Origin of the sequence: Streptomyces nanhaiensis (assembly GCF_046614825.1) — a bacterium.
GTDB lineage: Bacteria > Actinomycetota > Actinomycetes > Streptomycetales > Streptomycetaceae > Streptomyces > Streptomyces radiopugnans.
In genome coordinates, this window is the sequence record NZ_JBKJFM010000044.1 from 1 (window position 1) to 23,440 (window position 23,440).

The following is a 23,440-nucleotide window of genomic DNA, read 5'->3' on the forward strand; positions in this document are numbered from 1 at the left end:
GGCCAGCTGGCCGGCACGGAGCCGGCCCGGGCGGCCGGGGCGCGGTGGGGCCTGCCGGCCGCCGCCGGGCTCGGTCCCGCGAGCTACTACGCGGACCTCGCCACCCCGCACGGGAGCCGCCACGTCCGGGTGTGCTCCGCGGCGGCCTGCTTCGCCGCCGACCTCGGGCGGCACGTCACCGACGTCACGCGCGCCCTGGGCGCCGGCTCCGGCGGGACGACCGTGCAGCCCGTGCGCTGCCTGGGCTACTGCTACGCGGCCCCGGCCGCTCTCGACGGCGACACCCCCTGCACCGGCCCGTCCCTGGTCGCCCAGCTCACCGGGGACGAGGAGCCGCGGGCCCCGCGGATCCCCGCCCGCGACACCACCGGTGATCCCGTCCTGCTCGGAGGCGTCCTGGCCGGTGAGCGCCCCTGGCGGGTGTGGCCCGGCGTGGTGCGCTCCCGCTCCCCGGAGGACGTCCGTGCGCATGTGGCCGCCTCCGGGCTGCGGGGGCGCGGCGGCGCCGGATTCCCGGTGGCCGCCAAGTGGGCGGCGGCCGGTGGCGCGTCCGGCGCCGTCGTCGTCGCCAACGGCGATGAGGTGGACCCTGGCTCCTACGCCGACCGGCTTCTGATGGAGGGCGATCCCGACCGCGTTCTGGAGGGCCTTGCCCTGGCCTGCTTCGCGTGCCGGGCCCGGCGCGGCGTGGTGCTGGTGCGCTCCGAGTACCCGCGGGCGCGGGACGCGCTGCGGGAGGCCGTCGCGCGGGCGTACTCCCAGGGGCACCTGGGCCCGTCCGTCCACGGCAGCGCGACGGACGTGGACATCGAGATCGTCCCGGGGCACGGCTCCTACGTCGCGGGCGAGGAGACGGCCCTGATCGCGGGGCTGGAAGGGGGCCGGGGGACGGCCAGGCCCCGTCCGCCCTACCCGGCCCGGCACGGCCTGTGGGACGCGCCGACGGTGGTGAACAACGTCGAGACGCTGGCTGCCGTCCCGTGGATCGTCCGTCGCGGCGGCGACGCCTACGCCCGGCGCGGCGTGCCGGGCGAGACGGGCACCAAACTGGTGTGCCTGTCCGAGCGGTTCGCCCGCCCCGGCTGCTACGAGGTCGAACTCGGCACGCCGGTCGCGCGGATCGTCGACGAGTTCGGCGGCGGTCTGCGCGACGGTGCGGAGCTGTCCGTGCTCCAGGTCGGCGGACCGCTCGGCGGTTTCCTGGCGCCCCGCGGGCTGGACGTGCCGCTCACCGGACGGGACCTGGCCGAACGGGGCGCGGCCCTCGGCCACGCCGGGCTGGTCGCCTTCGACCGGCGGCCCGATCCGCTCCAGGTGCTGCGGCACGTGTGGGAGTTCGCCGACGCCGAGAGCTGCGGGGCCTGTTCGCCGTGCCGGGTGGGCTCCCGCCGCGGACTGGAACTGGTGGACGATGCCGGTGCGGAGCCGGGCCATGCGTCCGGCCATGCGTCCGGCGAGGTGCCCGGCGGGGCGCCCGGCGAGGAGTACGCACGCCTGCTGCGCCTGCTGTCCGAGGCCAGCCTGTGCGCCTTCGGCAAGCGGATTCCCGAGGCGGTGCGCAGCCTCGCCCGCGCCTACGGCGACCGGCTCGCGGGGTGGGAGCGGTGAGGGTCACCGTCGACGGCGCCCCCGTCGACGTGCCCGAGGGGGCCACGCTCCTGGACGCGGTCCGCGCCGCGGGCGCCGAGCTGCCCGCGCTCTGCCACGACGACCGGTTCGACCCCGCCGGGTCCTGCCGCACCTGCCTGGTCTCGGCCGGCGGTGGCACCGCGGCGGCCTGTGTCACCCCAGCCGCCGAAGGGGCCGAGGTCACCACGGACGGCGAGGAACTGCGGGAACTGCGCCGCGACGCGGTGGAGTTGATCGTCTCCGCCCTGCCGCCCCGCGCCCTGGACCGCCCCAGCGAACTGGCCCGGGTCTGCGCCGGGCTGGGAATCGGCCCCGAGGCGGCGCGCGGCCCCGGCGGCAGGGGCGGGGACGACAGCCACCCGTACGTCCACCTGGACCGGGACCTGTGCATCGCCTGCGGCCGCTGCGTGCGCATGTGCTCCGACGTCCAGGGCGCCTTCGCCCTCACCCTGACCGGCCGCGGGGCCGACACCACCGTCGCCCCCGGCACCGGCGGCCCCTGGCTCGAGTCCGACTGCGTCGCCTGCGGCGGCTGCGTCGACACCTGCCCCACGGGGGCCGTCTCCCAGCCGGGACCGGTGCCCGGGCTCACCTCCGCCGATCCCCGGGCGGCGGGAGTCCGCACGACCTGCGGCTACTGCGGCGTGGGCTGCACCCTGGACCTCGTCGTCCGGGACGGGCGGATCGCCGCGGCACTGCCCGCCCGGGACGGTCCGGTCAACCGAGGCCACGCCTGCGCCAAGGGGCGCTTCGCCCACGGCTTCCTGACCTCCCCCGAACGCCTGACCAGGCCCCTGGTCCGCCGCGACGGCCGGCTGGAGCCCGCGGACTGGGACGAGGCGCTGGCGGCGGTCGCCGACGGGCTGCGCCGGGCCGTCGACGCGGGCGGCCCCGACGCCGTGGCGGCCATCTCCTCGGCCCGCGCCACCAACGAGGAGAACTACCTGCTGCAGAAGTTCATGCGGACCGTGATCGGCACCAACAACATCGACAACTGCTCACGGCTGTGCCACGCGCCGTCCGCCGCCGGGCTCACCGCGTCCTTCGGGCTGCCCGGCGGCACCGACACCCTCGAGGGCATCGAGCAGGCGGACTGCCTGCTGGTCGTCGGAGCCAACCCGGTCGAGGCCCACCCCGTGGTCGGCGCCCGGCTGCTGCAGCGGGCCCTGCGCGGGGCCGGCCTGGTCGTCGCCGACCCCCGCGCCGTGGGCCTGGCCCGCCACGCCGACGTCCACCTGCGGCCCCGGCCCGGCACCAACGTCGCCCTCTTCCACGGGATCGCCCACGTCCTGCTCGCCGAGGGGATGACCGACGAGGAGTTCCTGCGCGAGCGGGCGGCCGGACTGGACGAACTGCGCGAGACCCTGGCCGCGTACCCGCCCGAACGGGCCGCCGCCCTCACCGGTGTGCCCGCACCGCACATCACCGCCGCCGCCCGCCTCTACGGGCGGGCCGAACGCCCCGCCGTCGTCTACGGTCTGGGCGTCACCGAGCACCTGCACGGCACCGACGGCGTACGGACCCTCGCCAACCTGGCGATCCTGCGGGGAGCCGTCGGCACCGGCCGGGGCTTCGGGATCAACCCGCTGCGCGGCCAGAACAACGTTCAGGGGGCCTCCGACATGGGAGCGCTGCCCGAGACCCTGCCCGGCTACGGCAAGGTCACCGACCCCGGGGCCCGATCCCGTGCCGAGGCCGTGTGGGGCACCCCCGTCCCCGGCCGGCCCGGCCTGCGCATCCCGCAGATGTTCGCGGCGGCCCGCGCCGGGGAGCTGCGGGCCCTGTGGGTGGTCGGGGAGGACGTGACGGCCACCGACCCCGACGCCGGCCGGGTCGCCCGGGCCCTGGAGACCTGCCCGTTCACCGTGTGCAGCGAACTGTTCCTGTCCGGCACCGCCCGCCGGGCCGACGTCGTCCTGCCCGCCGCCTCCTGGCCGGAGAAGGACGGCACCTTCACCAACTTCGACCGCCGCGTGCAGCGGGTCCGCCCCGCCCTCGCGCCGCCGGGCGGCGCCCGTACCGACTTCTGGATCGTCCACGCCGTCGCCGCCGCGCTGGGCGCGGACCTGGGCTGCCCCACCCCGGCCGCCGCCCTGGAGGAGTGCGGGCGCGTCACCGGCCTGTTCGCCGGGATCACCCACGCCCGGCTCGACGAAGAGGGCGCCGTGCCCTGGCCCTGCCCCGACCCCCGACGGCCCGGCCGGGCCAGGCTGTACACCCGGCGGTTCGCCACCCCCGACGGACGTGCCCACCTGTCCGCCGCCCCCTACCTGCCGCCCGGTGAACAGGCCGACGACGACTACCCGCTGATCATGGTCACCGGGCGGCGGCTGGACCACTACAACTCCGGCAGCATGACCCGGCGGGGCGGCAACCTGCTCCTCGCCCCCGCCGACCTGCTCGACCTGCACCCCGACGACGCCGCCCGCCACGGACTGCGCGACGGGCAGCCGGTCCTCGTCGAGAGCCGCCACGGCCGTGCCCGTCTGACCGCCCGCATCAGCGACGACGTGAGCCCCGGTCAGGTCTTCTGCGCGTTCCACTTCCCCGGCAGCGGTGTCAACCGCCTCACCTCCGGCCACACCGACACCGCCACCTCCTGCCCCGAGTACAAGGTCACCGCGGTCCGCGTGGACGCCCACCGCACCCGGTCCGGGAGATGACGGCGCCCGGCCGCGCGAGGCCCCCGGCCCACCGGGTCCCCCGCCGCACGCCCGCCGGGGCGCCGCCGCCGTGCGGACCGGGCGTTGGGCGCGGCCGTTCGGGGGGCCGGGCCGCCTGCCGGCGGGCGGAGCGCGCGCCACGTGGTACACGGTCGTAAACGGCCCGCCTGCTGGGAGCACGCCATGCGCATTCTCGTGATCGACGGTCACCCGGACCCGGGGAGCTACTCGGAGGCCCTGGCGACGTCCTACGCGGAAGGCGCCAGGGCGGGCGGCCACGAGGTCCGCCTCATGCGCCTGCGGGAGATGCGGTTCGACCCGATCCTGCACGGCGGCTTCACCCACCCCCAGCCCCTGGAGCCGGACCTCGTCAGGGCCCGGGACGCCGTGCGCTGGTGCGGGCACCTCGTCATCGTCACGCCGTGCTGGTGGTGGTCCGTCCCGGCACTGCTCAAGGGGTTCATCGACCGCGTCTTCCTGCCGGGCGTCGGCGTGGAGTACCTGGAGGGCTTCCCGTACATCCGCAAGCTCCTGAAGGGGCGGTCCGCCCGGGTGGTCTACACCCAGAACTCGCCGCAGCTCCTGGCCGTCCTCGCACGGGAGGACCTGTTCTGGAGGAACATGCGCCGCGCCTTCCTCAGGCACTGCGGTTTCCGCCCGGTACGGCGCACCGTGCTGCCGGGCATCGGCGCCTCGACCCCGCGGCAGCGCGCACGGTGGCTGGCGGAGGTCCGCCGGCTGGGCGTCAGGGGCAGGTAGCCGCCGCCCGCCCGGACCGATGCGGGCCGGCACGGCGACCACACCGGCGAATACGCCCTCCTGCGCAGGGACCGGGGAACGAGTCCTGCGGCTCGCCGCGCTCCTGCACGGTGCGGCGGCCGGACGCCTCGCCCGCAGGGCGGGGCGTCCGGCGGACCACCGGCGTTCAGCGCAGGGTGAGCGGTGTCTCCGAGGCGATGTGGGACAGCTTCTGCGGATTGCGGACGTAGTAGAGGCCGGTGATACGGGCGTCCTCGACACGTACCGCCAGGACGCCGTCGATCTCGCCGTCCAGGCGGACCAGGAGCGCCGCGCCGCCGTTGACCACGGCCGGCTCGGTGGTGAGGGTGCCTTCGAGCCTGCCGATGCCGCCGGCGAACATACGGGCCACCCGCTCCGCGCCGGTGACCGGCCGCAGCGCGGCGTGCCTGACGCCGCCGCCGTCGCTCATCAGGACGACGTCGGGGGCGAGCACCTCCAGGAGGGCCTGCGGATCCCCGGTCTCGACCGCGCGCCGGAACGACTCCAGGACCGCCCGGCCCTCCTTCGAGGAGGCCGGCCGGCTGGGGCGGCGCGCATCGACGTGCCGGCGCGCGCGGTGGGCGATCTGGCGGACTGCCGCGGGGCTCTTGCCGACGGCGGCCGCGATCTCGCCGTATCCCACGTCGAAGACCTCGCGCAGCACGAACACGGCGCGCTCGGCCGGTGACAGCGTCTCCAGGACGAGCATCAGCGCCATCGACACGCTCTCGGCGAGCTCGGCGTCCTCGGCCACGTCCGGCACGGTGAGCAGCGGCTCGGGCAGCCAGGAGCCGACGTACGCCTCCCGGCGGCGCTTGACGGCGCGCAGCCGGTTGAGCGCCTGGCGGGTGGTGATCCGCACCAGGTAGGCGCGCTGGTCGCGCACCTGCCCCGGATCGACCGCGGCCCAGCGCAGCCAGCTCTCCTGGAGGACGTCCTCGGCGTCGGCCGCCGATCCGAGCATCTCGTAGGCGACGGTGAAGAGCAGGGCGCGGTGGGCGAGGAACGCCTCGGTCGCCGGGTCGGCTGCGTCGTCGCTCATCCTTCGTCCCCTCTCCCGGTCGTCCCGGTAGTCCCGGTCGTCCCGGCCGTCCCCGTCCTTCGCGGCCGGCCCCGGCGGCCGGCCGCGTCCGTGCGCGTCCACGGCGTGATCCTCGCAGCACCCACCGGTCAGGCCGCCCGGCCGGCGGCCGCCGGCGCCCCGGAACGGTGTGCGCGCAGCAGCCGCCGGCGCTTGGCGGCGCCTCCCGGTATGCGATGCAGGTTGAACGAACCGGGCCTGCGCGCCTCCTTGGTCAGATGCCCGGGGATGGCCTGGCAGGCCAGCTCCTTGAGCCTGGCGCCCAGCCCGCCCTCGACGTACAGCGGCACCGCGACGTCGGACCGGTTGGCGAGCTGGTAGACCCCCGCACTCCTGCCCAGGCTGAGGCACTGGGCGTAGACCAGCTGCCGGAGGTTCTCCGGCCGCTCGCCCGCGAGCCGGCTGAGCACGGTGTCGGCGGCCCGCGCGCCCAGCGGCATCGCGTTCAGGCAGCTCATCCGAAGCGGCAGGCCGGACGGCGCCGCCGAGTCCCCGGCCGCGACGATGCGCGCGTCGTCCACGCTCGTCAGCGTCTCGTCCGTGAGCAGTCGGCCCGCGGCATCGGTGCTCAGTCCGCTGCGCGCGGCCAGGTCCGGCACGCCGAAGCCGGCGGTCCAGACGGTGATCTGGCTCGGCAGCTCGCGGCCGTCGGCGAGCCGCACGGCGTCGCGGGTCACCGCCACCACCTTCGCGCCGGAGCCTTCGAGGACCGTCGCGCCGAGCCCGGCCAGCCGCCCCTCGACCGAGCGCCGGGCCCGGGGGTGCAGGTACGGGCCGAGCACGCCGCCGCAGACCAGGGTCACCCGGCGGCCCTGCTCGGCCAGTTCGGCGGCGGTCTCGATGCCGGTGGGACCGGCGCCGACCACCGTCACCGGGGCCGTCGCGGGAGCGGCGGCGACGACCGGGCGCAGCCGCCGCGCCTCCTCCAGGGTGGCGATCGGGTGGGCGAACTCGGCCGCCCCCGGCACGCCCGGCTCGGCGCTGCCGCTGCCCACGGCGTAGACCAGGTAGTCGTAGCCGAGCGTGCCGCCGTCGGCCAGCGTCACGCCGCGCCCGTCCGCGTCGATCCGGGCCGCGGAGCCGACCACCAGCCGTACGCCCCCGGCCAGGACGTCCCGGTAGGCGACGACCGCGTCGTCGGACCCGCCCACCAGCTGGTGCAGGCGGACCCGGTGGACGAAGTCCGGGCGCGGATTGACCAGCGTCACCGCCACGTCGTCGCGCAGCGTCAGCCGGTTCGCGGCCATCACGCCCGCGTACCCGCCGCCGATCACGACCACGTTCGTGTTCCCCGTCATGGTGCCTCCTCCGTTTTCGTGTGTCCGGCCTCAAGACACCGCGCGGCAGGCCGCCGTGACAGGTTGTGAGTCAGATCACTCCGGCCGGGCCCGGCCGGAGCCGACGACCACCGCCGTGCGCGCGGATGCGCTGCGGGGCCGCACGGCCATCGGGGAACACCGGCGCGGTGGGCGGCGGTTCGGCGTCCGGTTCGCCGAACGAGCCCGCGCCGCCGTGCCTGGCCTGGCAGGCTGTGGCCGGTGAGGGGTGATCGGCCGGGAGGGTTCCGTCGGGAGCGGCCGATGCCCGGACCGCCTGTCGGGCCGTACGCCGCCACCGCGGGGAAGCGGACGAGGGCCCCGCACGGAGCGCAGCCCCTTCCGTGACGCCGGACCCCGACCCGGGAGCGTCCCGCACGTCTTCGCCCCCGCCCCTCCGGTACCGGAAACCCCAGGGAGCCGCCACGCCATGAGCACACATCCACCTCTCGCGCCCGAGACGCCGTCCTGGCCGCACTGCGCACACGGCGCGGACCCCGCCACCGACCCCGTCGGCTGCCGCGGCGTCCAGGTCTCCGGCCACACCGCGTGCCTCGCCCACCTGGCCGACGCCGACCGCGACGCCTACCTGGCGGGCCTTACCCCCGGCGCCGACACAGACCATCGCGGCACCACCTTCACCGAGCCCCTTCTCGACGCCCTCCTCAACGCCCTCCGCGACCCCGCCACCGGGCACCCCGGTCTCGGCCACGCCCGATTCGATTCGGCGGTTTTCCAGGGCAACACCGAATTCAAGTCGGTGACCTTCCAGGGCTTTGCCTCGTTCGAGTCGGCGATTTTCCGGGGTGACACCTGGTTCGAGTCGGTCACCTTCCAGGACATCGCCTGGTTCGAGTCGGTGACCTGCCGGGGCTTCGCCTGGTTCGAGTCGGTGACCTTCCGAGGTGATGCCCGGTTCGGATCGGTGACCTTCCAGCGCGTTGCCTCGTTCGAGTCGGTGACCTTCCAGGGCGACGCCCGGTTCGGGTCGGTGACTTTCCAGGGTGTTGCCTCGTTCGCGTCGGTCGCCTTCCAGGGCGACGCCCGGTTCGAGTCGGCGACCTTCCAGGGCGACGTCGGGTTCGAACAGGCGGTCTTCGAACGGTGGGTCAACCTCGGGCCGTTCGTGTGCACCGGACGGGTGAGATTGTCCGGGGCGGTGTTCAACGGTCCGGCGAACCTCTCGTTCGTGGCCCGCCGCCTGGAGTGCCGGCGGACCCGCTGGCTGTCGACGGCCGAGCTGCGTCTGCGCTACGCGACGGTGGACCTCTCCCACGCGGTCTTCGAGTACCCCCTCACGATCGCCGCGGAGCCCGACCCCTTCGTGCTCGCCGACGGACGGACGGTGGAGGAGCGGGCCCTCGCCCACGCGCCCGACGCCGCGGTGCGGATCGCCACGCTGCGCGGGGTGGACGCGGCCCACCTGGTCCTGGCCGACGTCGACCTGTCGGGCTGCCTGTTCACCGGTACCGTTCACCTGGACCAGCTGCGGCTGGAGGGCATCTGCGCCTTCGACACCGTCCCGCCCGGCACGCACCGGCGGCGCAGGCTACCGGTGCGGTTCACCGGGCGCCGTACCCTCGCCGAGGAGCACCACTGGCGCGCGAAGCGGCCGGACGCCGTCCGGGGCTGGAACACGGCGGTGCTCGGCGCCGGACACGCCGGGCCGGCGCAGCTGGCGCCGGTGTACCGGGCGCTGCGCAAGGCGTTCGAGGACGGCAAGAACGAACCCGGGGCGGCCGACTTCTACTACGGCGAGATGGAGATGCGCCGCCACGACCCCGGCACCCCGGGAGCCGAACGCGCCCTGCTGGCCGCCTACTGGGCCGTCTCCGGCTACGGGCTGCGCGCCGTGCGGGCCCTGGGCTGGCTCGCGGCCGCCATGCTCGTCACCGTCGTGCTGCTGATGGGCTTCGGGCTCCCGGCGGAGGACCCGAAGCAGGAGGCGGTCGGCACCGTGCCGCCCGGCGGAGGCCGGGTCACCCTCACCATCGGCAAGGCCGACCCTCAGAACCCCACCGGGGACAGGTTCACCGGCGAGCGCTTCGAGAAGGCGCTGAACGTCACGCTCAACTCGGTGGTGTTCCGCTCCTCCGGACAGGACCTGACCACCACGGGCACCTACATCGAGATGACCTCCCGCCTCGTCGAGCCCACCCTCCTCGCCCTCGCCGTCCTCGCCGTCCGAGGACGCGTCAAACGCTGACCGGCCACCCCTCGGAGGGCCGGCGAACCGACCTCCCCGAGCGCCGCCCACCGCCCCGGCACCCTCCGGGGCCGTACGCGCATCACGCCTCGGCGGCCGGGACGGTGAGCACCGCGCGGACGGTCTTGCCGCCGGGCGGGTGGGGGGACGGGACCGCTACCGCAGCCGGCTGCCGGAGTGCCTGCGGGAGCCGGCCCGCCCCGCCTTCAAGGTCGGCCGCGAGGGCTGGACCCGGTTCGCGCGCTTCGCATCGGAGCGCTGAGCGACTTCGGGGTGCGCTGTCCGCCGCCGGGGAGGCCCGGCGGCGGACAGCGCACCCCGTACGGCTCACGGGGGACGCGGGGCGTGGCGCGTGTGCGAGCCGGCGGCCCGGTCTCCTCGCCGGCCCGGGATCAGCATGTCCTGGCGGCGAAGGGGCCGTTGTCCGCGAACGCGAGCTTCGCGAAGTTCTCGCCGATGCGACGGTGGCCTTCGGGGCCGGGGTGGATGGCGTCCGGCAGCGGGAACTCGGCGTGGTCGCTCTCGCCGTAGAGGTCGCGTCCGTCGAGGTAGTGGAGGTTCGGGTCCTCGGCGGCCCGCTGCTTCACGATGCCGGTGAGTACGTCGCGGACGGTGGTGAGGGTCAGCCGCCCAGCGGCGGTTTCCGCCGGATCGCCGGTGGCCTTGAACCGGAGGGTCCCGCCGTCGAGGTCCGGCATGAGAGGCCCCGGGGTGTCTTCCTGGACCGGGCACAGGATCGGCGACACCACCAGCAGGGGCGTCGTCGGGTGGCCCTCGCGGATGGTGTCGAGGAAGCCGTGGACGGCGGGGGCGAACGCGCGCAGGCGCATCGCGTCGCTGTTGACGACGTTGATGCCGAGCTTGACGCTGATCAGGTCCGCAGGGGTGTCCCGCATCGCACGTGCGGTGAACGGGTCCACCAGTGCGCTGCCGCCGAATCCGAGGTTGATCAGTTCCACGCCGCCCGCGGCCGCGGCCAGGGCGGGCCAGATGGCGCTCGGGTGGGGGGCGTTCGAGCCGTGGCTGATGGAACTGCCGTGGTGCAGCCACACCCGGCGCCCACTGTCCGGGGCCGGTTCGACGGGAGCGTCGGTGCGCAGGGCGATCACCTCGGTGATCTCCGTGTGCGGAAGCCGGATCTCGATGTCCTTCTCGCCCTCGGGGAGGTCGGCGAAGCGGGCGGTGCCCGCCGGTCCCTCGGTGAACTCCGCGGTCTGGGTGAGCATGTCGGTGATCGTGAGGAGGTTGCCGCCGGCCACAGTGGCCTGGGCGGTGAGTCGGCCGTCGACCAGCAGGTCGTAAACGCCGTCCGGCGGAGGAGGGAACCCCCGGTAGGCCCGCTTGGTGGGCAGCGCGTCCAGTTCGATGGTGGTGGCCCGGGTGCGGAAGGCCAGCCGGACGCCGGAGGGCTGAGCCTCGGCCACAGCCAGTCGGTCGTCGGGGATCTGCCGCCGCGCCCGGGCCGGCAGCCGGTGCGGCAGCAGACCGTGCGCGGTCTGTTCCACGTCGAGGTGACCGCGCAGGAAGTCGGCGGTGATGGGGGTGGTGACCCGGTTCTGTTCGGTGCTCATCGCCTCGGCCTGTGGTTGTGGGTGCAGCGGTGGGGGATCGGGTCAGTGCGCGGGAACCGTTGCGGAAGGCGCCGCGCCGCCGGTCAGGGGGCGGCTCGGTTCCGCAGTACGGCGTCGAGGGAGTCCAGGGTCCAGGCCCAGGACTCCTGCGAGGCGACGTCCGTGTGGCTGAAGCCACCGGCTCTCTCCAGGCTGACGTAACCGTGGAAGAAGCTGCCCAGCATGCGGACCGCGTGTGTCTGCTCCGGCTCCGCCAGGTCGTAGCCGCGCAGAATCGCCCGCGTCATCTGCGCGTGCCGGACGCCGGCACTGGCTGCGGCCGTCTGCGGGTCGAGCCTGAACCGGGCTGCGTCGTACCGGCCGGGGTGGGCCCGGGCGTAGTCCCGGTAGGCGTTCGCGAAGGCGGTCAGGGCGTCCTTGCCCGCACGTCCGGCAACGGCGTCGGCGACCCGGTCGGCGAGTTCCTCCAGCGCGAACAGCGCGATCCGGGTCTTGAGCTCCTGGGAGTTCTTCAGGTGCGAGTACAGGCTCGCGACCTTCACGTCGAAGCGTCGGGCGAGCGCCGAAAGGGTCACCTGGTCGAAACCGGCCTCGTCGGCAAGCTCCGCGCCGGCGAGGGTCAGCCGCTCCGGGGTCAGTCCTGCCCTGCCCATAACCATCACCTACTTCCGATTCACCTATAGGAAAGTAGCATAGTCCTAAAGCCTTTAGGTGAATCGCTGCAACGCATCACATGGGTGCGCGTCACCAGGCGCGAACTCCGCAGGGCCGGACGCGGCGGCCCGGTACCCCGCCGCCGGCGCCGATGACCCGGACCTGCCGAGTGCGAGCATCCGCACCGGGTGCGCGCGGTGCTCGACGCTCGGGCGGGAACTCGTCCCCGGGTCGGACGTGCTCGGCAAGCCCGGCATTCCGAGGGGCAGGTTCTCGGCGAGAGGATCAGCGCCCGGATGCGGGCCGCCCCCGGTTCGAGGAGGCGCGTGTCTGTCCGTGCCGTGCGGTGACCGCCCATCGCAGCCCATCGCAGCCTGTCGCGGCCCATAGCCGGACAGCGGCGGACGGCGGCGGAAACCGCCAGGTGAGAGCCGGTCCGCCCGAATGTCGCCCTTGAAGTAGGGTGACGGCGCGAAGGGAGCGTGAGCAGTGCGAGAGCGGGTCACCATGGCGGACGTCGCCCGTGCGGCGGGAGTCTCCTCCGCCACGGTCTCCTACGTCCTGTCCGGCAAGAGGCCCGTCGCCCCCGCGACCCGGGCGGCGGTGGAGAGCGCCATCGACGAGCTGGGGTTCACCGTGAACACGGCGGCCCGCAGTCTGCGGACGGGCCGGTCCAGCCTCGTGGCGCTGATCGTGCCCGACATCGCCAACCCGTTCTTCGCGCAGCTCGCGGCCATCCTCCAGGAGGAGCTGCGGGGCCTGGGCATCCACGTGGTCGTCTGCGACACCCGCGCCCGCCGCGAGGAGGAGCGCGCGCTGCTGGCCGAGGCGGTGCAGCAGCGCTTCGCCGGTGTCGTGATCACACCGTTCCGGCTGCTGCCCCGGGACATCCGGACGCTCACCGACGCCGGGATCCCCGCCGTCGTGAGCGCGGACGTCCCCTTCGGTCCCGTCGACCTGGTGACCCCCGACGCGCGGACCGCGACCCGGCAGGCACTGGAGAGGGTCACCGCGGCGCGGCGGCGCCGCATCGCGATGATCGCGGGGCCGCGGGACGCGACCGGGGGCGATCCGCGTCTGGAACTCCTCAGAGGGCTCGCCCGGCAGTTCGGCACCTCCCTGCCGCGGGAACTGGTGATCAGGGGCGAGCACACGCGTGAGGCGGGAGCCGAGGGGTTCGCCGAGCTGATGCGCCGGCGCTACCGGCCGGACGCGGTGTTCTGCGCCAACGACGTCATCGCGGTCGGCGCCATGGGCAAGGCGCGCGAACTGGGCATCGACATACCGGGCGATGTGGCGCTGGTGGGCCACGACGACGCCTCCTTCGCCTCCCTGGTGCATCCGCAGCTCACGACGATCCGCTATCCCGCCGAGGACGTCGGCCGGGCCGCCGCCCGGCTGCTCAGGGGGAGGCTCGACGGACGGAGCGTGCACCGGACCGTCCGGGTGAAGGCGGAGTTCGTCGCGCGCGCCTCGGCCTGACCGGTCTTTCCTCCCGTCAGGGCTTTCCGTCCCGTGGCTCCGGTCCTCCGGGGCGGCACCGTCATGACCTGGTGGACACCGTAGCGTAATCGATTCCGCATGACGAGAGCCTGACGGGGGCGGGGTCGGTCGGCGAGGGGAAACAGCAGGTCAGATGGGATTTAAGGAAGCTCTTCCGTGCCGCGCCGGGTGGTCACGAAGCGAACTCGAAGTCGACTTCATGCGTCCGACCCATTGACTTCTCCGGATTCCTGTTGTGAAGGTTGCGCCCACCGCTTCGTCGGAGCGGACTCTCAGCCCAAGGAGCAACCCCATGGCGATGCGCGCTCACACCTCACCCATGGCCAGACGCTGCATGATCGGTGCGGCGGTCGTGGCCCTCACGGCGGCCACCGGCTGCGGCGGCGGCGACGGCAAGGACGACGCCGCGGCCGACGCGTCCTGCAAGCCGTCCTCGGGCAAGGTCACGCTGCAGTACTGGTCCTGGGTGCCGGGGATGCAGGAAGCGGTCGACCTGTGGAACGGGCAGAACCCCGACGTCCAGGTGAAGCTGAAGACGACCCCCGCCGGCAACGCGGGCACCTACCAGAACATGTCCAACGCCCTGAAGGCCGACAAGGCGCCCGACCTCGGCCAGATCGAGTACGACTCCCTGGCCAGCTTCCGCCTCAAGGGAGGCCTGCGCGACATAGCCCAGTGCCCCGGCGTGAGCGAGGCCCAGGAGAAGTTCGTCGACTGGACCCGGTCCCAGGTGGACTTCGGCGCCGGGGGCGAGGACGGCATCTGGGCCGTCCCGCAGGACACCGGCCCCATGGCGATGTTCTACCGCAAGGACGTCTTCGACAAGCTCGGCATCGAGGCCCCCACCACCTGGGAGGAGTACGCCGCCGCCGCCCGCGAGGTCAAGCAGGACGGCAAGTACATCACCCACTTCTCGCAGACCGACCCGAACTGGTTCACCGGCCTGCTGTGGCAGAACCAGGCCACCATGTTCGAACGGGACGGCGACGCATGGAAGGTCACCGTCGACCGGCCGGAGAGCCGCCAGGTGGCCGACTACTGGCAGAAGCTGATCGACGACGAGCTCGTCGCCACGGACCTCCAGGGCTTCTCACCCGCCCTCTACAAGGCCTGGAACTCCGGCGAGGTCGTCACCTGGATCAGCGCCGCCTGGGGCTACAGCACCATCCGGGACAACGCCAAGTCCACCGAGGGCAAGTGGGCGGTGGCCCCCATGCCGCAGTGGAAGGCCGGCGACCAGCGGGCCGGGAACTGGGGCGGTTCGACCACGGCGGTGCTCTCGGGCACCGAACACCCGGCGGAGGCGGCCGAGTTCGCGCTGTGGCTCAACACCGATCCCGAGGCGCTGGAGATCCTCAACCGCGAGGGCGGCCTCTACCCGGCGGCCACGGCGGGCCTGGACCTGCCGGCCCTGAAGCAGCCGGTGGACTTCTACGGCAAGCAGAAGATCTTCGACGTCTTCGCGCAGGCCTCCGCCGACGTGGACACCGAGTTCACCTGGGGGCCGACCATGACCGACACCTACCGCTTCCTCAGCGACGGCACGGCCGGCGCCGTCGGCGGCGAGGGGACGCTCGGCGACGTCCTGAAGCAGACCCAGTCCCAGAGCGTCGACTCGCTGCGCAAGCAGTCCCTCGACGTGGCCGACTGACCGACCACCCCTCGCCCCTCGCCCCGCGTCCCCGCCGCGCCCGCGGCGGGGACCGCACCCCGCCGAAGGCCCTCCCGTGACACCCACCGCCGCCCCGCCCAGCACAGGCCGCAGGCGCCCCCGCCGGGCCCTCGCCCCCTACGCGTTCCTCGCCCCCTTCCTCATACCGTTCGTCCTGTTCACCCTCGTCCCGGTCGGCTACGCCTTCTGGCAGAGCCTGCACAAGACCGAGCGGGTGGGAGGCACCTTCGGGAGCACCCGCCCGGTGTTCGCCGGATTCGAGCAGTACGCCGACGTCGTGCGCGAGCCGTTCTTCGCCGACAGCGTCGTACGCGTCGGCCTGTTCGCCCTGGTGCAGATCCCGGTGATGCTCCTGTTCGCCCTGGCGCTCGCCCTGCTGCTGGACTCCGCCGTGGCCAGGCTCAAGCGCTTCTTCCGCCTGGTGTACTTCGTTCCGTACGGCATCCCGGGTGTGGTCGCGGCACTGATGTGGGCCTTCCTGTACGACCCCCGGCTCTCGCCGGTGGTGGACCTGTTCCGGTCGGCCGGCGTCCAGGTCGACCTGCTGGGCTCGGACGCCATCCTGTTCTCCATCGGCAACGTCGTCACCTGGACGTACACCGGCTACAACATGCTGATCCTCTACGCCGCGCTGCAGGCCGTCCCGTCCGACATCGGGGAGGCGGCGCGCGTCGACGGAGCCGGCAACTGGACCATCGCGCTGCGGATCAAGCTGCCGCTGATCCGCCCGGCGCTCGTCCTCACCGGCGTCTTCTCCATCATCGGCACCTTCCAGCTGTTCACCGAACCACAGGTCTTCCGGTCCATCTCCACCAGCGTGACCAGCACGTACACGCCCAACCTGGCGGCGTACTCCCTGGCCTCCGGCGACAACTACAGCGAGGCGGCGGCCCTGTCGGTCCTGCTGGCCGCCGTGACGTTCCTGCTGTCGTTCGCCTTTCTGCACTTCACCTCCAGGAGGCAGGGATGAGCTTCCTCACCCGCACCGAAGGCGCCCACGCCGCCGCCCCCGGGCGCCGCCCCGCCACCGGGCGGCTCTCCGTGGCCGCCGCCGTGGCCTTCATGACGCTGGCCGCCTGCTACATGCTGCTGCCGGTCTACTGGCTGCTCGTCTCCGCCACCAAGAGCCAGAGCGACCTGGTCTCCACCCCCGGGCTGCTGCCCGCCGAATGGCACCTGGGCGACAACCTCGCCGCGCTCTTCGAGCAGCAGGACGGCGTCTTCGGCCGGTGGCTCCTCAACAGCCTCCTCTACGCCGGGGTGGGCGCGGCCATCGCCACCTTCCTGGCCGCGGCCGCCGGATACGCCCTGGCCAAGTACACCTTCACCGGGCGCGAAGCGCTGTTCTCCGTCATCCTCGGCGGCGTCCTGGTGCCGGCGACCGCCCTGGCCCTGCCGCTGTTCCTGCTCTTCGCCGAGGTGGACGCGACCAACACGTTCTGGTCGGTCTTCCTGCCCAGCATCGTCAGCCCCTTCGGCGTCTACCTCTCGCGCATCTTCGCCGCGGCGTCGGTCCCCGACGAGGTGGTCGAGGCCGCCCGGATGGACGGCGCGGGGGAGCTGCGCATCTTCTGCGGCATCGCGCTGCGCATGATGTCCCCGGCGCTGGTGACCGTCTTCCTGTTCCAGTTCGTCGTCATCTGGAACAACTTCCTGCTGCCGCTGGTCATGCTCCAGGACGACACCCTCTACCCCGTCACCCTCGGCCTGTTCACCTGGCAGTCGCAGACCAGCCGCCTGCCCGAGCTGCAGACCCTCACCATCGTGGGAGCCCTGGTCTCCGTCGTGCCCATCGTCCTGACCTTCCTCATGCTCCAGCGCTACTGGCGCGCCGGACTCACCGCCGGGGCGGTGAAGTCGTGACCCACGCCCTGACCGCCCTGAACCGCCGGCTCGGCGGCATCGCCTACGGCGGCGACTACAACCCCGAGCAGTGGCCCGAGGAGGTGTGGCGGGAGGACGTGCGCCTGATGCGCGAAGCGGGCGTCAACCTCGTCACCGTCGGAGTGTTCTCCTGGTCCCGGATCCAGCCGCGCCCGGAAACCTACGACTGGAGCCTGCTGGACGAGGTGCTCGACCTGCTCCACGGCAACGGCATAGCCGTGGACCTGGCCACGCCCACCGCCGCGCCGCCGCCCTGGTTCACCCGGCTGCACCCCGACGCCCGGCCGGTCACCGCCGCGGGCACCCGGCTGGCACACGGCAGCCGGCAGGCCTTCTGTCCCAGCCACCCCGCCTACGCCGAGGCCGCCGACGCCGTCGTCACCGCGCTGGCCACCCGCTACGCCGACCACCCCGCGGTCGTGCTGTGGCACGTCCACAACGAGTGGGGCAACCACAACGGCCTGTGCTACTGCGACACCAGCGCCGCCGCGTTCCGCCGGTGGCTCAGGGACCGCCACACCACACTGGACGCCCTCAACGAGGCGTGGGGAACGGACTTCTGGGGCCAGCGCTACGGCGACTGGGAGGAGATCGACCCGCCCCGCGACACGACGGCCTTCCGCAACCCGGGGCAGGACCTGGACTACCGCCGCTTCTCCTCCGACGCCCTCCTGGCCCGTCACCGCGCCGAGGCGGCCCTGCTGCGCCGCATCGCACCCGGCACACCCCTGACCACCAACCACCTGGGGACGCTGGAGAAGAAGGTCGACGCCCACGCCTTCGCCGGCGAGTCCGACCTGGTCTCCCTGGACCACTACCTGCCCGCCGCCGACCCGGACGGCCACATCGACCTGGCCCTGAACGCGGACCTCGCCCGCGGCATGGCGGCCGGCCGCCCCTGGCTGCTCATGGAGCACTCCACCTCCGCCGTCAACTGGCAGCCCGTCAACGTGGCCAAGAGGCCGGGGGAGATGCGCCGCAACAGCCTGACGCACCTGGCGCGCGGCGCGGACGGCGTCATGTTCTTCCAGTGGCGGCAGTCGCGGGCGGGCGCCGAGAAGTGGCACAGCGCGATGCTCCCGCACGGCGGCACGGACACCCGGACCTGGGGCGAGGTGCGCGCGCTGGGCGCGGAGCTGGCGGCGCTCGGAGAGGTGACCGGGACACGGGTCCGGGCGGAGGTCGCGCTGCTCTTCGACTGGCACAACTGGTGGGCGCTGGAACTGGAGGCCCGCCCCTCCGGCCGGATGCGCTACCTCGACGCGGTGCGCGACTGGTACGAGGCACTGTGGACCTCGAACATCACCTGCGACGTGGTCCCGCCCGGGACCGACCTGGCGCAGTACAAGGCGGTCGTCGCGCCCAACCTCTACCTCCTCGCCGACGAGCACGCCGACGCCCTCGACCGGTACGTGCGCCGGGGCGGGCACCTCGCGGTCGGCTGCTTCAGCGGCGTGGTGGACTCCTGCGACCGGGTGCGCCTGGGCGGCTACCCCGGCGCCCTGCGCGATGTGCTCGGGCTGCGCGTCGACGAGTACCTGCCGCTGCGGCCGGAGGAGACCGTGCGCCTGAGCGACGGCTCGCGGGCCCGGCAGTGGGCCGAACGCGTCGAGCCGCGCGGCTGCACCCCGGTGCTCCGCTTCGCCGACGCCCCCGACGGCGGCCCGGCCCGGGGCGGGCCCGCCGCCACCCGGCACGCCCACGGCCAGGGAACGGCCTGGTACATGGCCACCCGCGCGTCCGTCGCGACGCTGCGCGGACTGATCCGGGACCTCGGCGAGGAGGCAGGTCTGCGTCCCGCCGCCGTCGTCCCCGAGGGAGTCGAGGCGGTGCGCCGGGCCGGCCCGGAGGGCTCCTACCTCTTCCTCGTCAACCACACCGACCACGGCGTCGAGGCCGCCGTCGAGGGGACCGCGCTCCTGGACGCCGCGGGCGACGGCTCCCGTGTGGAGATCCCGGCCGGAGGGGTGGTCGTCGTACGCGAGGGGAAGCCCGCGCACCGGGCCTGACCCCGCGCGGCCGGATCCGCCGGATCGCCGCACCCCGCAGCCTCCCCGTCCCGCCCAGCACCACCGAGGAGTCCGCCCATGCCCGCCCGGAGCGCTTCACGGCCGTCCCACGGGGGAGTGGAGATCGACGAGGCCAGCGGCACCGTCGTACTGCGCACCCCCGCCTCCTGCTACGTCCTGCGCGTCGACACCGAGGCGGGCACCGTCCGCCACGTCCACTGGGGCGCGCCCGTGCCCCTGGCCGACGCGGCGGCGCTGCCGGTGTGGGCCGACCACGACGACAGTTTCGCCGGACGCCTCGACGGGGTGGAGGAGTACCCCGTCGAGGGCGGCGCCCGGTTCGGCGTACCGGCCCTGCAGGTCCGCTTCGCCGACGGCAGCGACCCGGTCGAACCCCGCGTCGAGGGCTGCAGGATCGTCGCGGAGGGCCACCTCGCCGTCTCGCTGCGGGACTGCTCACGTCCGCTGGCCTGGGAACTGCACTACCGGACACCACCCGGCACCGACATGCTCGAGCGCTGGACGGAGATCACCCACACCGCCGGACCGGGCGCGCAGCCGCTGCTCCTCCTGCGGTGCGCCTCCGCCCACTGGCCGCTGCCCCAGCGGCCGGACTGGCGGCTGTCGTGCGTCCACGGCGGCTGGTCCGCGGAGAACCGGCTGGAGCGGACCGCGCTGGCCGCCGGGGAGACGACCCTGACCAGCAGGCGCGGCCACACCGGCCACCACGCCGCTCCGTGGGCCATGCTCGACGCCGGACGCGCCGACGAGGAGCACGGGGAGGTCTGGACCGTGGCGCTCGCCGCCAGCGGCAGCTGGCGCCTGACGGTCCAGCGCACCGCCGCCGGACGTGTGGGCGTCGTGGCCTCGGAAGGCCACGAGGGGGTCGAGATCGCCCTGGCGCCCGGTGTGCGCCACACCACCCCGGTCAGCGTGGCGGTGTACGGCACGGGCGGTTTCGGCGGCGCCGGCCACGCCTTCCACACCTATGTGCGCCGGCACGTCCTGCCGCACCCGGACGAGCTGCGGCCGGTGCTGTACAACTCCTGGGAGGCTACGTCCTTCCAGGTCAGCGAGGAGAACCAGCTTGCGCTGGCCCGGCGCGCCGCCGCACTGGGCGTGGAGCTGTTCGTGGTCGACGACGGCTGGTTCGGCGGCCGGGACGACGACCGGGCGGGCCTGGGCGACTGGACGCCGCACCGGAGCCGCTTCCCGCGGGGGCTGCGCCCGCTGGCCGACGAGGTGCACCGGCTGGGCATGGGGTTCGGCCTGTGGGTGGAACCGGAGATGGTCAGCGCCGACAGCGACCTGTACCGGCGGCGCCCCGAGTGGGTGCTGCACCTGCCCGACCGCTCGGCCACCGAGCTGCGCCACCAGCTCGTCCTGGACTTCTCCCGGCCCGAGGTGGCGGACTGGGCGTACGAGTGGCTGCGCGACACGGTCGACGGCAACGGCGTCGACTTCCTCAAGTGGGACTTCAACCGGTCCTTCACGGAAGCGGGCGTCCACGGGGGCGGCCGGGACGCGCGGAGGGTGTACACCGAGCACGCCCGGGGCGTGCACCGGGTGCTCGACCGGCTGCGCAGTGCGTTCCCGCACCTGCGCATCGAGGGGTGTGCGGGCGGCGGAGGCCGGATCGACCTGGGCGTCCTGGCCCGGAGCGACCAGGTGTGGACCTCCGACAACACCGACGCGGTGGACCGGCTGACCATCCAGCACGGCTTCGGCCAGATCCATCCGGCCGGGGTGATGTCCGCCTGGGTGACCGACAGCCCCAACCCGCTGACGGGCCGCGTGGTCCCGCTGGCCTTCCGTTTCCACTCGGCCATGGCCGGCGTCCTGGGCATCGGAGGCGATCTGGCGCGCTGGACCGCCGAGGAGACCGCCGAGGCCGCCCGCCTGGTCGGGCTGTACAAGGACATCCGCCCGGTGGTGCAGCACGGCCGGCGGCACCGGCTGCTCGCACCGGGGGAGGGGCCCCTGACCGTCGTCCAGTACACCGACGCCGGCGCCGACCGCTCGGTGGTCCTCGTGTGGCGCCCGAGCACCTCCTTCGGGCCCGCCCACCCCCCGCTGAGACTGCGCGGCCTGGACGCGCGGGCCCGGTACCGGGACGAGGACACCGGGGCGCAGTGGTCCGGGGCGACGCTGACCGGCTACGGCCTTCCGGTGCCCGATCTGCCGCGCGGCGACTGCGCGAGCGCGCTGGTGCGGCTGCGCCGGGTGCGGTAGCCGCCCCGTCCGGGAGCCGGACGGGGCGGCGGCCGGACGGGGCGGTGGTCAGCCGGCCTTCCGGACGTCCCGGCGGACGTCCGCCCGGGCCTCCCGGCCGGTGTCCGCATCGCCGAGGAGGCGGCGGCGCAGGGGCGGGTGGACGTTGGCCCGGGTCAGGTCGCCGTCGTAGTGCGCCAGGAGCCGGTGGTCCATCACCTTCCGCCACAGGGGCGGGAACCAGGCCAGGACGATCATGGTGGCGTAACCCGAGGGCAGTTGGGGCGCCTCGTCGAAGTGCCGCAGGGTCTGGTAGCGGCGCAGCGGGTTGGCGTGGTGGTCGGAGTGCCGCTGCAACTGGAAGAGGAGCAGGTTGCTGACCGTGTTGTTGCTGTTCCAGCTGTGGCGGGGGGCCACCCGCTCGTAACGGCCGTCCGGCCGCCGCTGCCGCAGCAGGCCGTAGTGCTCCAGGTAGTTGACCGTCTCCAGCAGGCAGAAGCCGAGCACGGCCTGCAGCGCCAGATAGGGCAGGACCCGCCAGCCGAACACCGCGGTGAGCGCGGCGAACAGCACGGCCGAGAGCGCCCACGCCGTCAGCACGTCGTTGTGCGGACCGAGCACCGGGCGCTTGCGGCGGCTCAGCCGGCGCCGTTCCAGGTGCCACGCCGAACGCAGGCTGCCCAGGACGGTGCGCGGCAGGAAGCGCCAGAAGCTCTCGCCCACGCGGCTGCTCGCGGGGTCCTCCGGTGTGGCGACCCGCACGTGGTGGCCGTGGTTGTGCTCGACGTAGAAGTGCCCGTACCACGTCTGCGCGAGCGCGATGCGGCTCAGGCGCCGCTCCAGCAGCTCGCGTTTGTGGCCGAGCTCGTGGGCGGTGTTGATGGCGACGCCCGCCACGACCCCCGTGGTCGCGGCGAGTCCCAGGCCGTCGGCGACCGACAGGCGGCCGCTCGCCCACTGGCCGCACGCCCACACCAGGGCGCCGAACTGGATCGGCAGGTACAGGTAGGTGCACCAGCGGTAGTAGTGGTCGGCCTCCAGGCGCGGTACGGCCTCCTCCGGTGGGTTGGCGCCGTCCGCCCCGGTCAGCCGGTCGACGAGCGGGACGATGACGAAGGCGAAGAACGGCCCCCACCACCAGAACGAGTCCATCCCCGTGAGGGAGACGAGACCGCCTGCCTGGAACGGCAGGGTCGGGACGGCGAGGGCGAGCGGCCACAGGCGGCGTTTGGGGTCCCGCCAGGTGCGGGTGTCACACGGCGCTGGCTTCATGGGGGCTCCCTGACGATGGGACGCGTTTTCGCGCACCGGCCGCGAAGCGGCGCGGGTGCGCATGAGGGGTGGACCGAAAGTGCCACGGCACGGGAGCGCTGACAAAGGGGGGCGCCGTGTAAATGTTCTGACTTCCCGTCAGGTCTCGGGCGGCCGCGGAGGCCGTGACCGGGCGCGGGCGCGGTGGCACACTGCCGGTGTGCGCAACCGCCGTCCGCCCTCTCCGCCCGCGCCCCGTGCCGATCCTCCCCGGGTGGCATGGCGCAAGCAGATGCGGGAGCGGGTGCTGGCCGAGGCCCGCGCGCTGACCGCCGAGGGCGGCTGGGACCGTGTCCGGGTGGCCGATCTCGCGCTGCGGGCGGAGGTGTCGCGGCCCTCGATCTACAAGGAGTTCGGCGACCGGGCGGGCATAGGGCAGGCGCTGGTGCGGCGCGAGACCGAGGCGTTCCTCCTGGGCCTCGCAGCGGTGCTGGACGAGCACCGGGACGACGTCGCCGCCGCGTTGGAGGCCGCGGTCGCCCACGCCCTGGCCGAGGCCGGAGCCAACCCCTTCATCGGCGCGGTGCTGACCGCGGTGCGCGGTGGCACGGACGCGCTGCTGCCGTTCCTGACGAGCAGGCCCGACCCCGTCTTCACGAGCGCCTGGCACCTGCTGGCGCAATGGCTGGGCGAGGTGGTGCCGGACGCGGCGGAGGAGCGGCGCGTGGAGGCGGCCGACCTCGCCGTGCGGCTGGCGGTCAGCCACATGCTGCTGCCCTCCACCCTGACCGCGGGCGCGCCCGAGCTGGTGTCCAGGGCCGCTTGCGCGGTGCTGGGCGTGGCGCGCGACTCCTGAGGCGCGAGGGGCCCGCGGCGGCGCGGGAGGGGGAGGCCGTACCGCGCGTCTGAACGCCTGGGCCTGCCCCCGCCCCTGCCTCCTGCTCCCGCCTCCGCCCCTGCCTCCGATCCCGACCCGGCCCGAGCCCGGCCTCTGTCGCGCATTCGGCGGT

General features: G+C 74.0%; 17 protein-coding genes. 12 read left to right on the top strand and 5 right to left on the bottom strand.

From position 1 onward, the window contains the following. The 3 genes from ACLIYP_RS12700 to ACLIYP_RS12710 form a co-directional block, all read left to right on the top strand. Positions 1-1,608: NADH-ubiquinone oxidoreductase-F iron-sulfur binding region domain-containing protein (locus ACLIYP_RS12700; protein WP_412713251.1), on the top strand; the 1,608-nt coding region annotated here is incomplete at its 5' end. Next, complete coding sequence (fdhF, locus tag ACLIYP_RS12705) at positions 1,605-4,292, top strand: formate dehydrogenase subunit alpha (protein ID WP_412713252.1); 2,688 nt, start codon at positions 1,605-1,607, stop codon at positions 4,290-4,292. The genes ACLIYP_RS12700 and fdhF, both read left to right, overlap by 4 nt. Positions 4,293-4,475: 183 nt before the next feature. After that, on the top strand, positions 4,476-5,051 hold the full coding sequence (locus ACLIYP_RS12710; RefSeq protein WP_412713253.1) for an NAD(P)H-dependent oxidoreductase: 576 nt from the start codon (positions 4,476-4,478) through the stop codon (positions 5,049-5,051). A gap of 166 nt (positions 5,052-5,217) precedes the next feature. Here ACLIYP_RS12710 and ACLIYP_RS12715 read toward each other — a convergent pair whose 3' ends face one another. Both ACLIYP_RS12715 and ACLIYP_RS12720 read right to left on the bottom strand, forming a co-directional pair. Beyond that, positions 5,218-6,114: an RNA polymerase sigma-70 factor gene (locus ACLIYP_RS12715; protein WP_412713254.1), complete on the bottom strand. Its 897-nt coding sequence runs from the start codon at positions 6,112-6,114 to the stop codon at positions 5,218-5,220. Between the two features lie 128 nt (positions 6,115-6,242). Then, a complete protein-coding gene (locus ACLIYP_RS12720; protein ID WP_412713255.1) occupies positions 6,243-7,451 on the bottom strand; it encodes an NAD(P)/FAD-dependent oxidoreductase in 1,209 nt (402 codons plus the stop codon). 448 nt (positions 7,452-7,899) lie between these two features. On the opposite strand from ACLIYP_RS12720, the gene ACLIYP_RS12725 reads away from it, so the two are divergent. Then, entirely contained in the window at positions 7,900-9,675 is a 1,776-nt protein-coding gene (locus tag ACLIYP_RS12725; protein ID WP_412713256.1) for a pentapeptide repeat-containing protein, read from the top strand. Positions 9,676-9,814: 139 nt separating this feature from the next. Then, positions 9,815-9,937, top strand: coding sequence for a hypothetical protein (locus ACLIYP_RS12730; RefSeq protein WP_412713257.1), 123 nt, complete (start codon positions 9,815-9,817; stop codon positions 9,935-9,937). 130 nt (positions 9,938-10,067) lie between these two features. Here the strand turns inward: ACLIYP_RS12730 and ACLIYP_RS12735 are convergent, their stop codons facing one another. After that, the gene (locus ACLIYP_RS12735; protein WP_412713258.1) at positions 10,068-11,246 is read right to left on the bottom strand and encodes a GDSL-type esterase/lipase family protein; all 1,179 of its coding nucleotides are present in this window, start codon (positions 11,244-11,246) and stop codon (positions 10,068-10,070) included. Between the two features lie 83 nt (positions 11,247-11,329). After that, positions 11,330-11,899: a TetR/AcrR family transcriptional regulator gene (locus ACLIYP_RS12740; protein WP_412713259.1), complete on the bottom strand. Its 570-nt coding sequence runs from the start codon at positions 11,897-11,899 to the stop codon at positions 11,330-11,332. Positions 11,900-12,389: 490 nt separating this feature from the next. Between ACLIYP_RS12740 and ACLIYP_RS12745 the strand changes: the two genes are divergently transcribed. The 6 genes from ACLIYP_RS12745 (at position 12,390) to ACLIYP_RS12770 (ending at position 21,200) form a co-directional block, all read left to right on the top strand. Next, positions 12,390-13,382, top strand: coding sequence for a LacI family DNA-binding transcriptional regulator (locus ACLIYP_RS12745; RefSeq protein ID WP_412713260.1), 993 nt, complete (start codon positions 12,390-12,392; stop codon positions 13,380-13,382). 313 nt (positions 13,383-13,695) lie between these two features. Beyond that, positions 13,696-15,054 carry an ABC transporter substrate-binding protein gene (locus ACLIYP_RS12750; RefSeq protein WP_412713261.1) on the top strand — a complete coding sequence of 453 codons (1,359 nt, stop codon included), beginning with the start codon at positions 13,696-13,698 and terminating at the stop codon, positions 15,052-15,054. Positions 15,055-15,130: 76 nt separating this feature from the next. After that, positions 15,131-16,045, top strand: coding sequence for a carbohydrate ABC transporter permease (locus tag ACLIYP_RS12755; protein WP_412713262.1), 915 nt, complete (start codon positions 15,131-15,133; stop codon positions 16,043-16,045). Further along, positions 16,042-16,938, top strand: coding sequence for a carbohydrate ABC transporter permease (locus ACLIYP_RS12760; RefSeq protein ID WP_412713263.1), 897 nt, complete (start codon positions 16,042-16,044; stop codon positions 16,936-16,938). The genes ACLIYP_RS12755 and ACLIYP_RS12760 overlap by 4 nt, the downstream gene beginning before the upstream one ends. After that, positions 16,935-18,968 (top strand): beta-galactosidase, encoded by a 2,034-nt coding sequence (locus tag ACLIYP_RS12765; protein ID WP_412713264.1) that lies wholly within the window; start codon positions 16,935-16,937, stop codon positions 18,966-18,968. The genes ACLIYP_RS12760 and ACLIYP_RS12765 overlap by 4 nt, the downstream gene beginning before the upstream one ends. Positions 18,969-19,046: 78 nt before the next feature. Further along, positions 19,047-21,200 carry an alpha-galactosidase gene (locus ACLIYP_RS12770; protein ID WP_412713265.1) on the top strand — a complete coding sequence of 718 codons (2,154 nt, stop codon included), beginning with the start codon at positions 19,047-19,049 and terminating at the stop codon, positions 21,198-21,200. A gap of 48 nt (positions 21,201-21,248) precedes the next feature. Here ACLIYP_RS12770 and ACLIYP_RS12775 read toward each other — a convergent pair whose 3' ends face one another. After that, entirely contained in the window at positions 21,249-22,451 is a 1,203-nt protein-coding gene (locus ACLIYP_RS12775; protein ID WP_412713266.1) for an alkane 1-monooxygenase, read from the bottom strand. A 253-nt stretch (positions 22,452-22,704) separates the two neighbouring features. On the opposite strand from ACLIYP_RS12775, the gene ACLIYP_RS12780 reads away from it, so the two are divergent. Further along, a complete protein-coding gene (locus tag ACLIYP_RS12780; RefSeq protein ID WP_412713267.1) occupies positions 22,705-23,286 on the top strand; it encodes a TetR family transcriptional regulator in 582 nt (193 codons plus the stop codon). Positions 23,287-23,440: the final 154 nt, after the last annotated feature.

Coding starts and splice junctions, on each gene's coding strand:
- ACLIYP_RS12710 (WP_412713253.1), top strand. CDS start 4,476: ATGCGCATTCTCGTGATCGACGGTCACCCGGACCCGGGGAGCTACTCG.
- ACLIYP_RS12715 (WP_412713254.1), bottom strand. CDS start 6,114: ATGAGCGACGACGCAGCCGACCCGGCGACCGAGGCGTTCCTCGCCCAC.
- ACLIYP_RS12720 (WP_412713255.1), bottom strand. CDS start 7,451: ATGACGGGGAACACGAACGTGGTCGTGATCGGCGGCGGGTACGCGGGC.
- ACLIYP_RS12725 (WP_412713256.1), top strand. CDS start 7,900: ATGAGCACACATCCACCTCTCGCGCCCGAGACGCCGTCCTGGCCGCAC.
- ACLIYP_RS12735 (WP_412713258.1), bottom strand. CDS start 11,246: ATGAGCACCGAACAGAACCGGGTCACCACCCCCATCACCGCCGACTTC.
- ACLIYP_RS12740 (WP_412713259.1), bottom strand. CDS start 11,899: ATGGGCAGGGCAGGACTGACCCCGGAGCGGCTGACCCTCGCCGGCGCG.
- ACLIYP_RS12750 (WP_412713261.1), top strand. CDS start 13,696: ATGGCGATGCGCGCTCACACCTCACCCATGGCCAGACGCTGCATGATC.
- ACLIYP_RS12760 (WP_412713263.1), top strand. CDS start 16,042: ATGAGCTTCCTCACCCGCACCGAAGGCGCCCACGCCGCCGCCCCCGGG.
- ACLIYP_RS12770 (WP_412713265.1), top strand. CDS start 19,047: ATGCCCGCCCGGAGCGCTTCACGGCCGTCCCACGGGGGAGTGGAGATC.
- ACLIYP_RS12775 (WP_412713266.1), bottom strand. CDS start 22,451: ATGAAGCCAGCGCCGTGTGACACCCGCACCTGGCGGGACCCCAAACGC.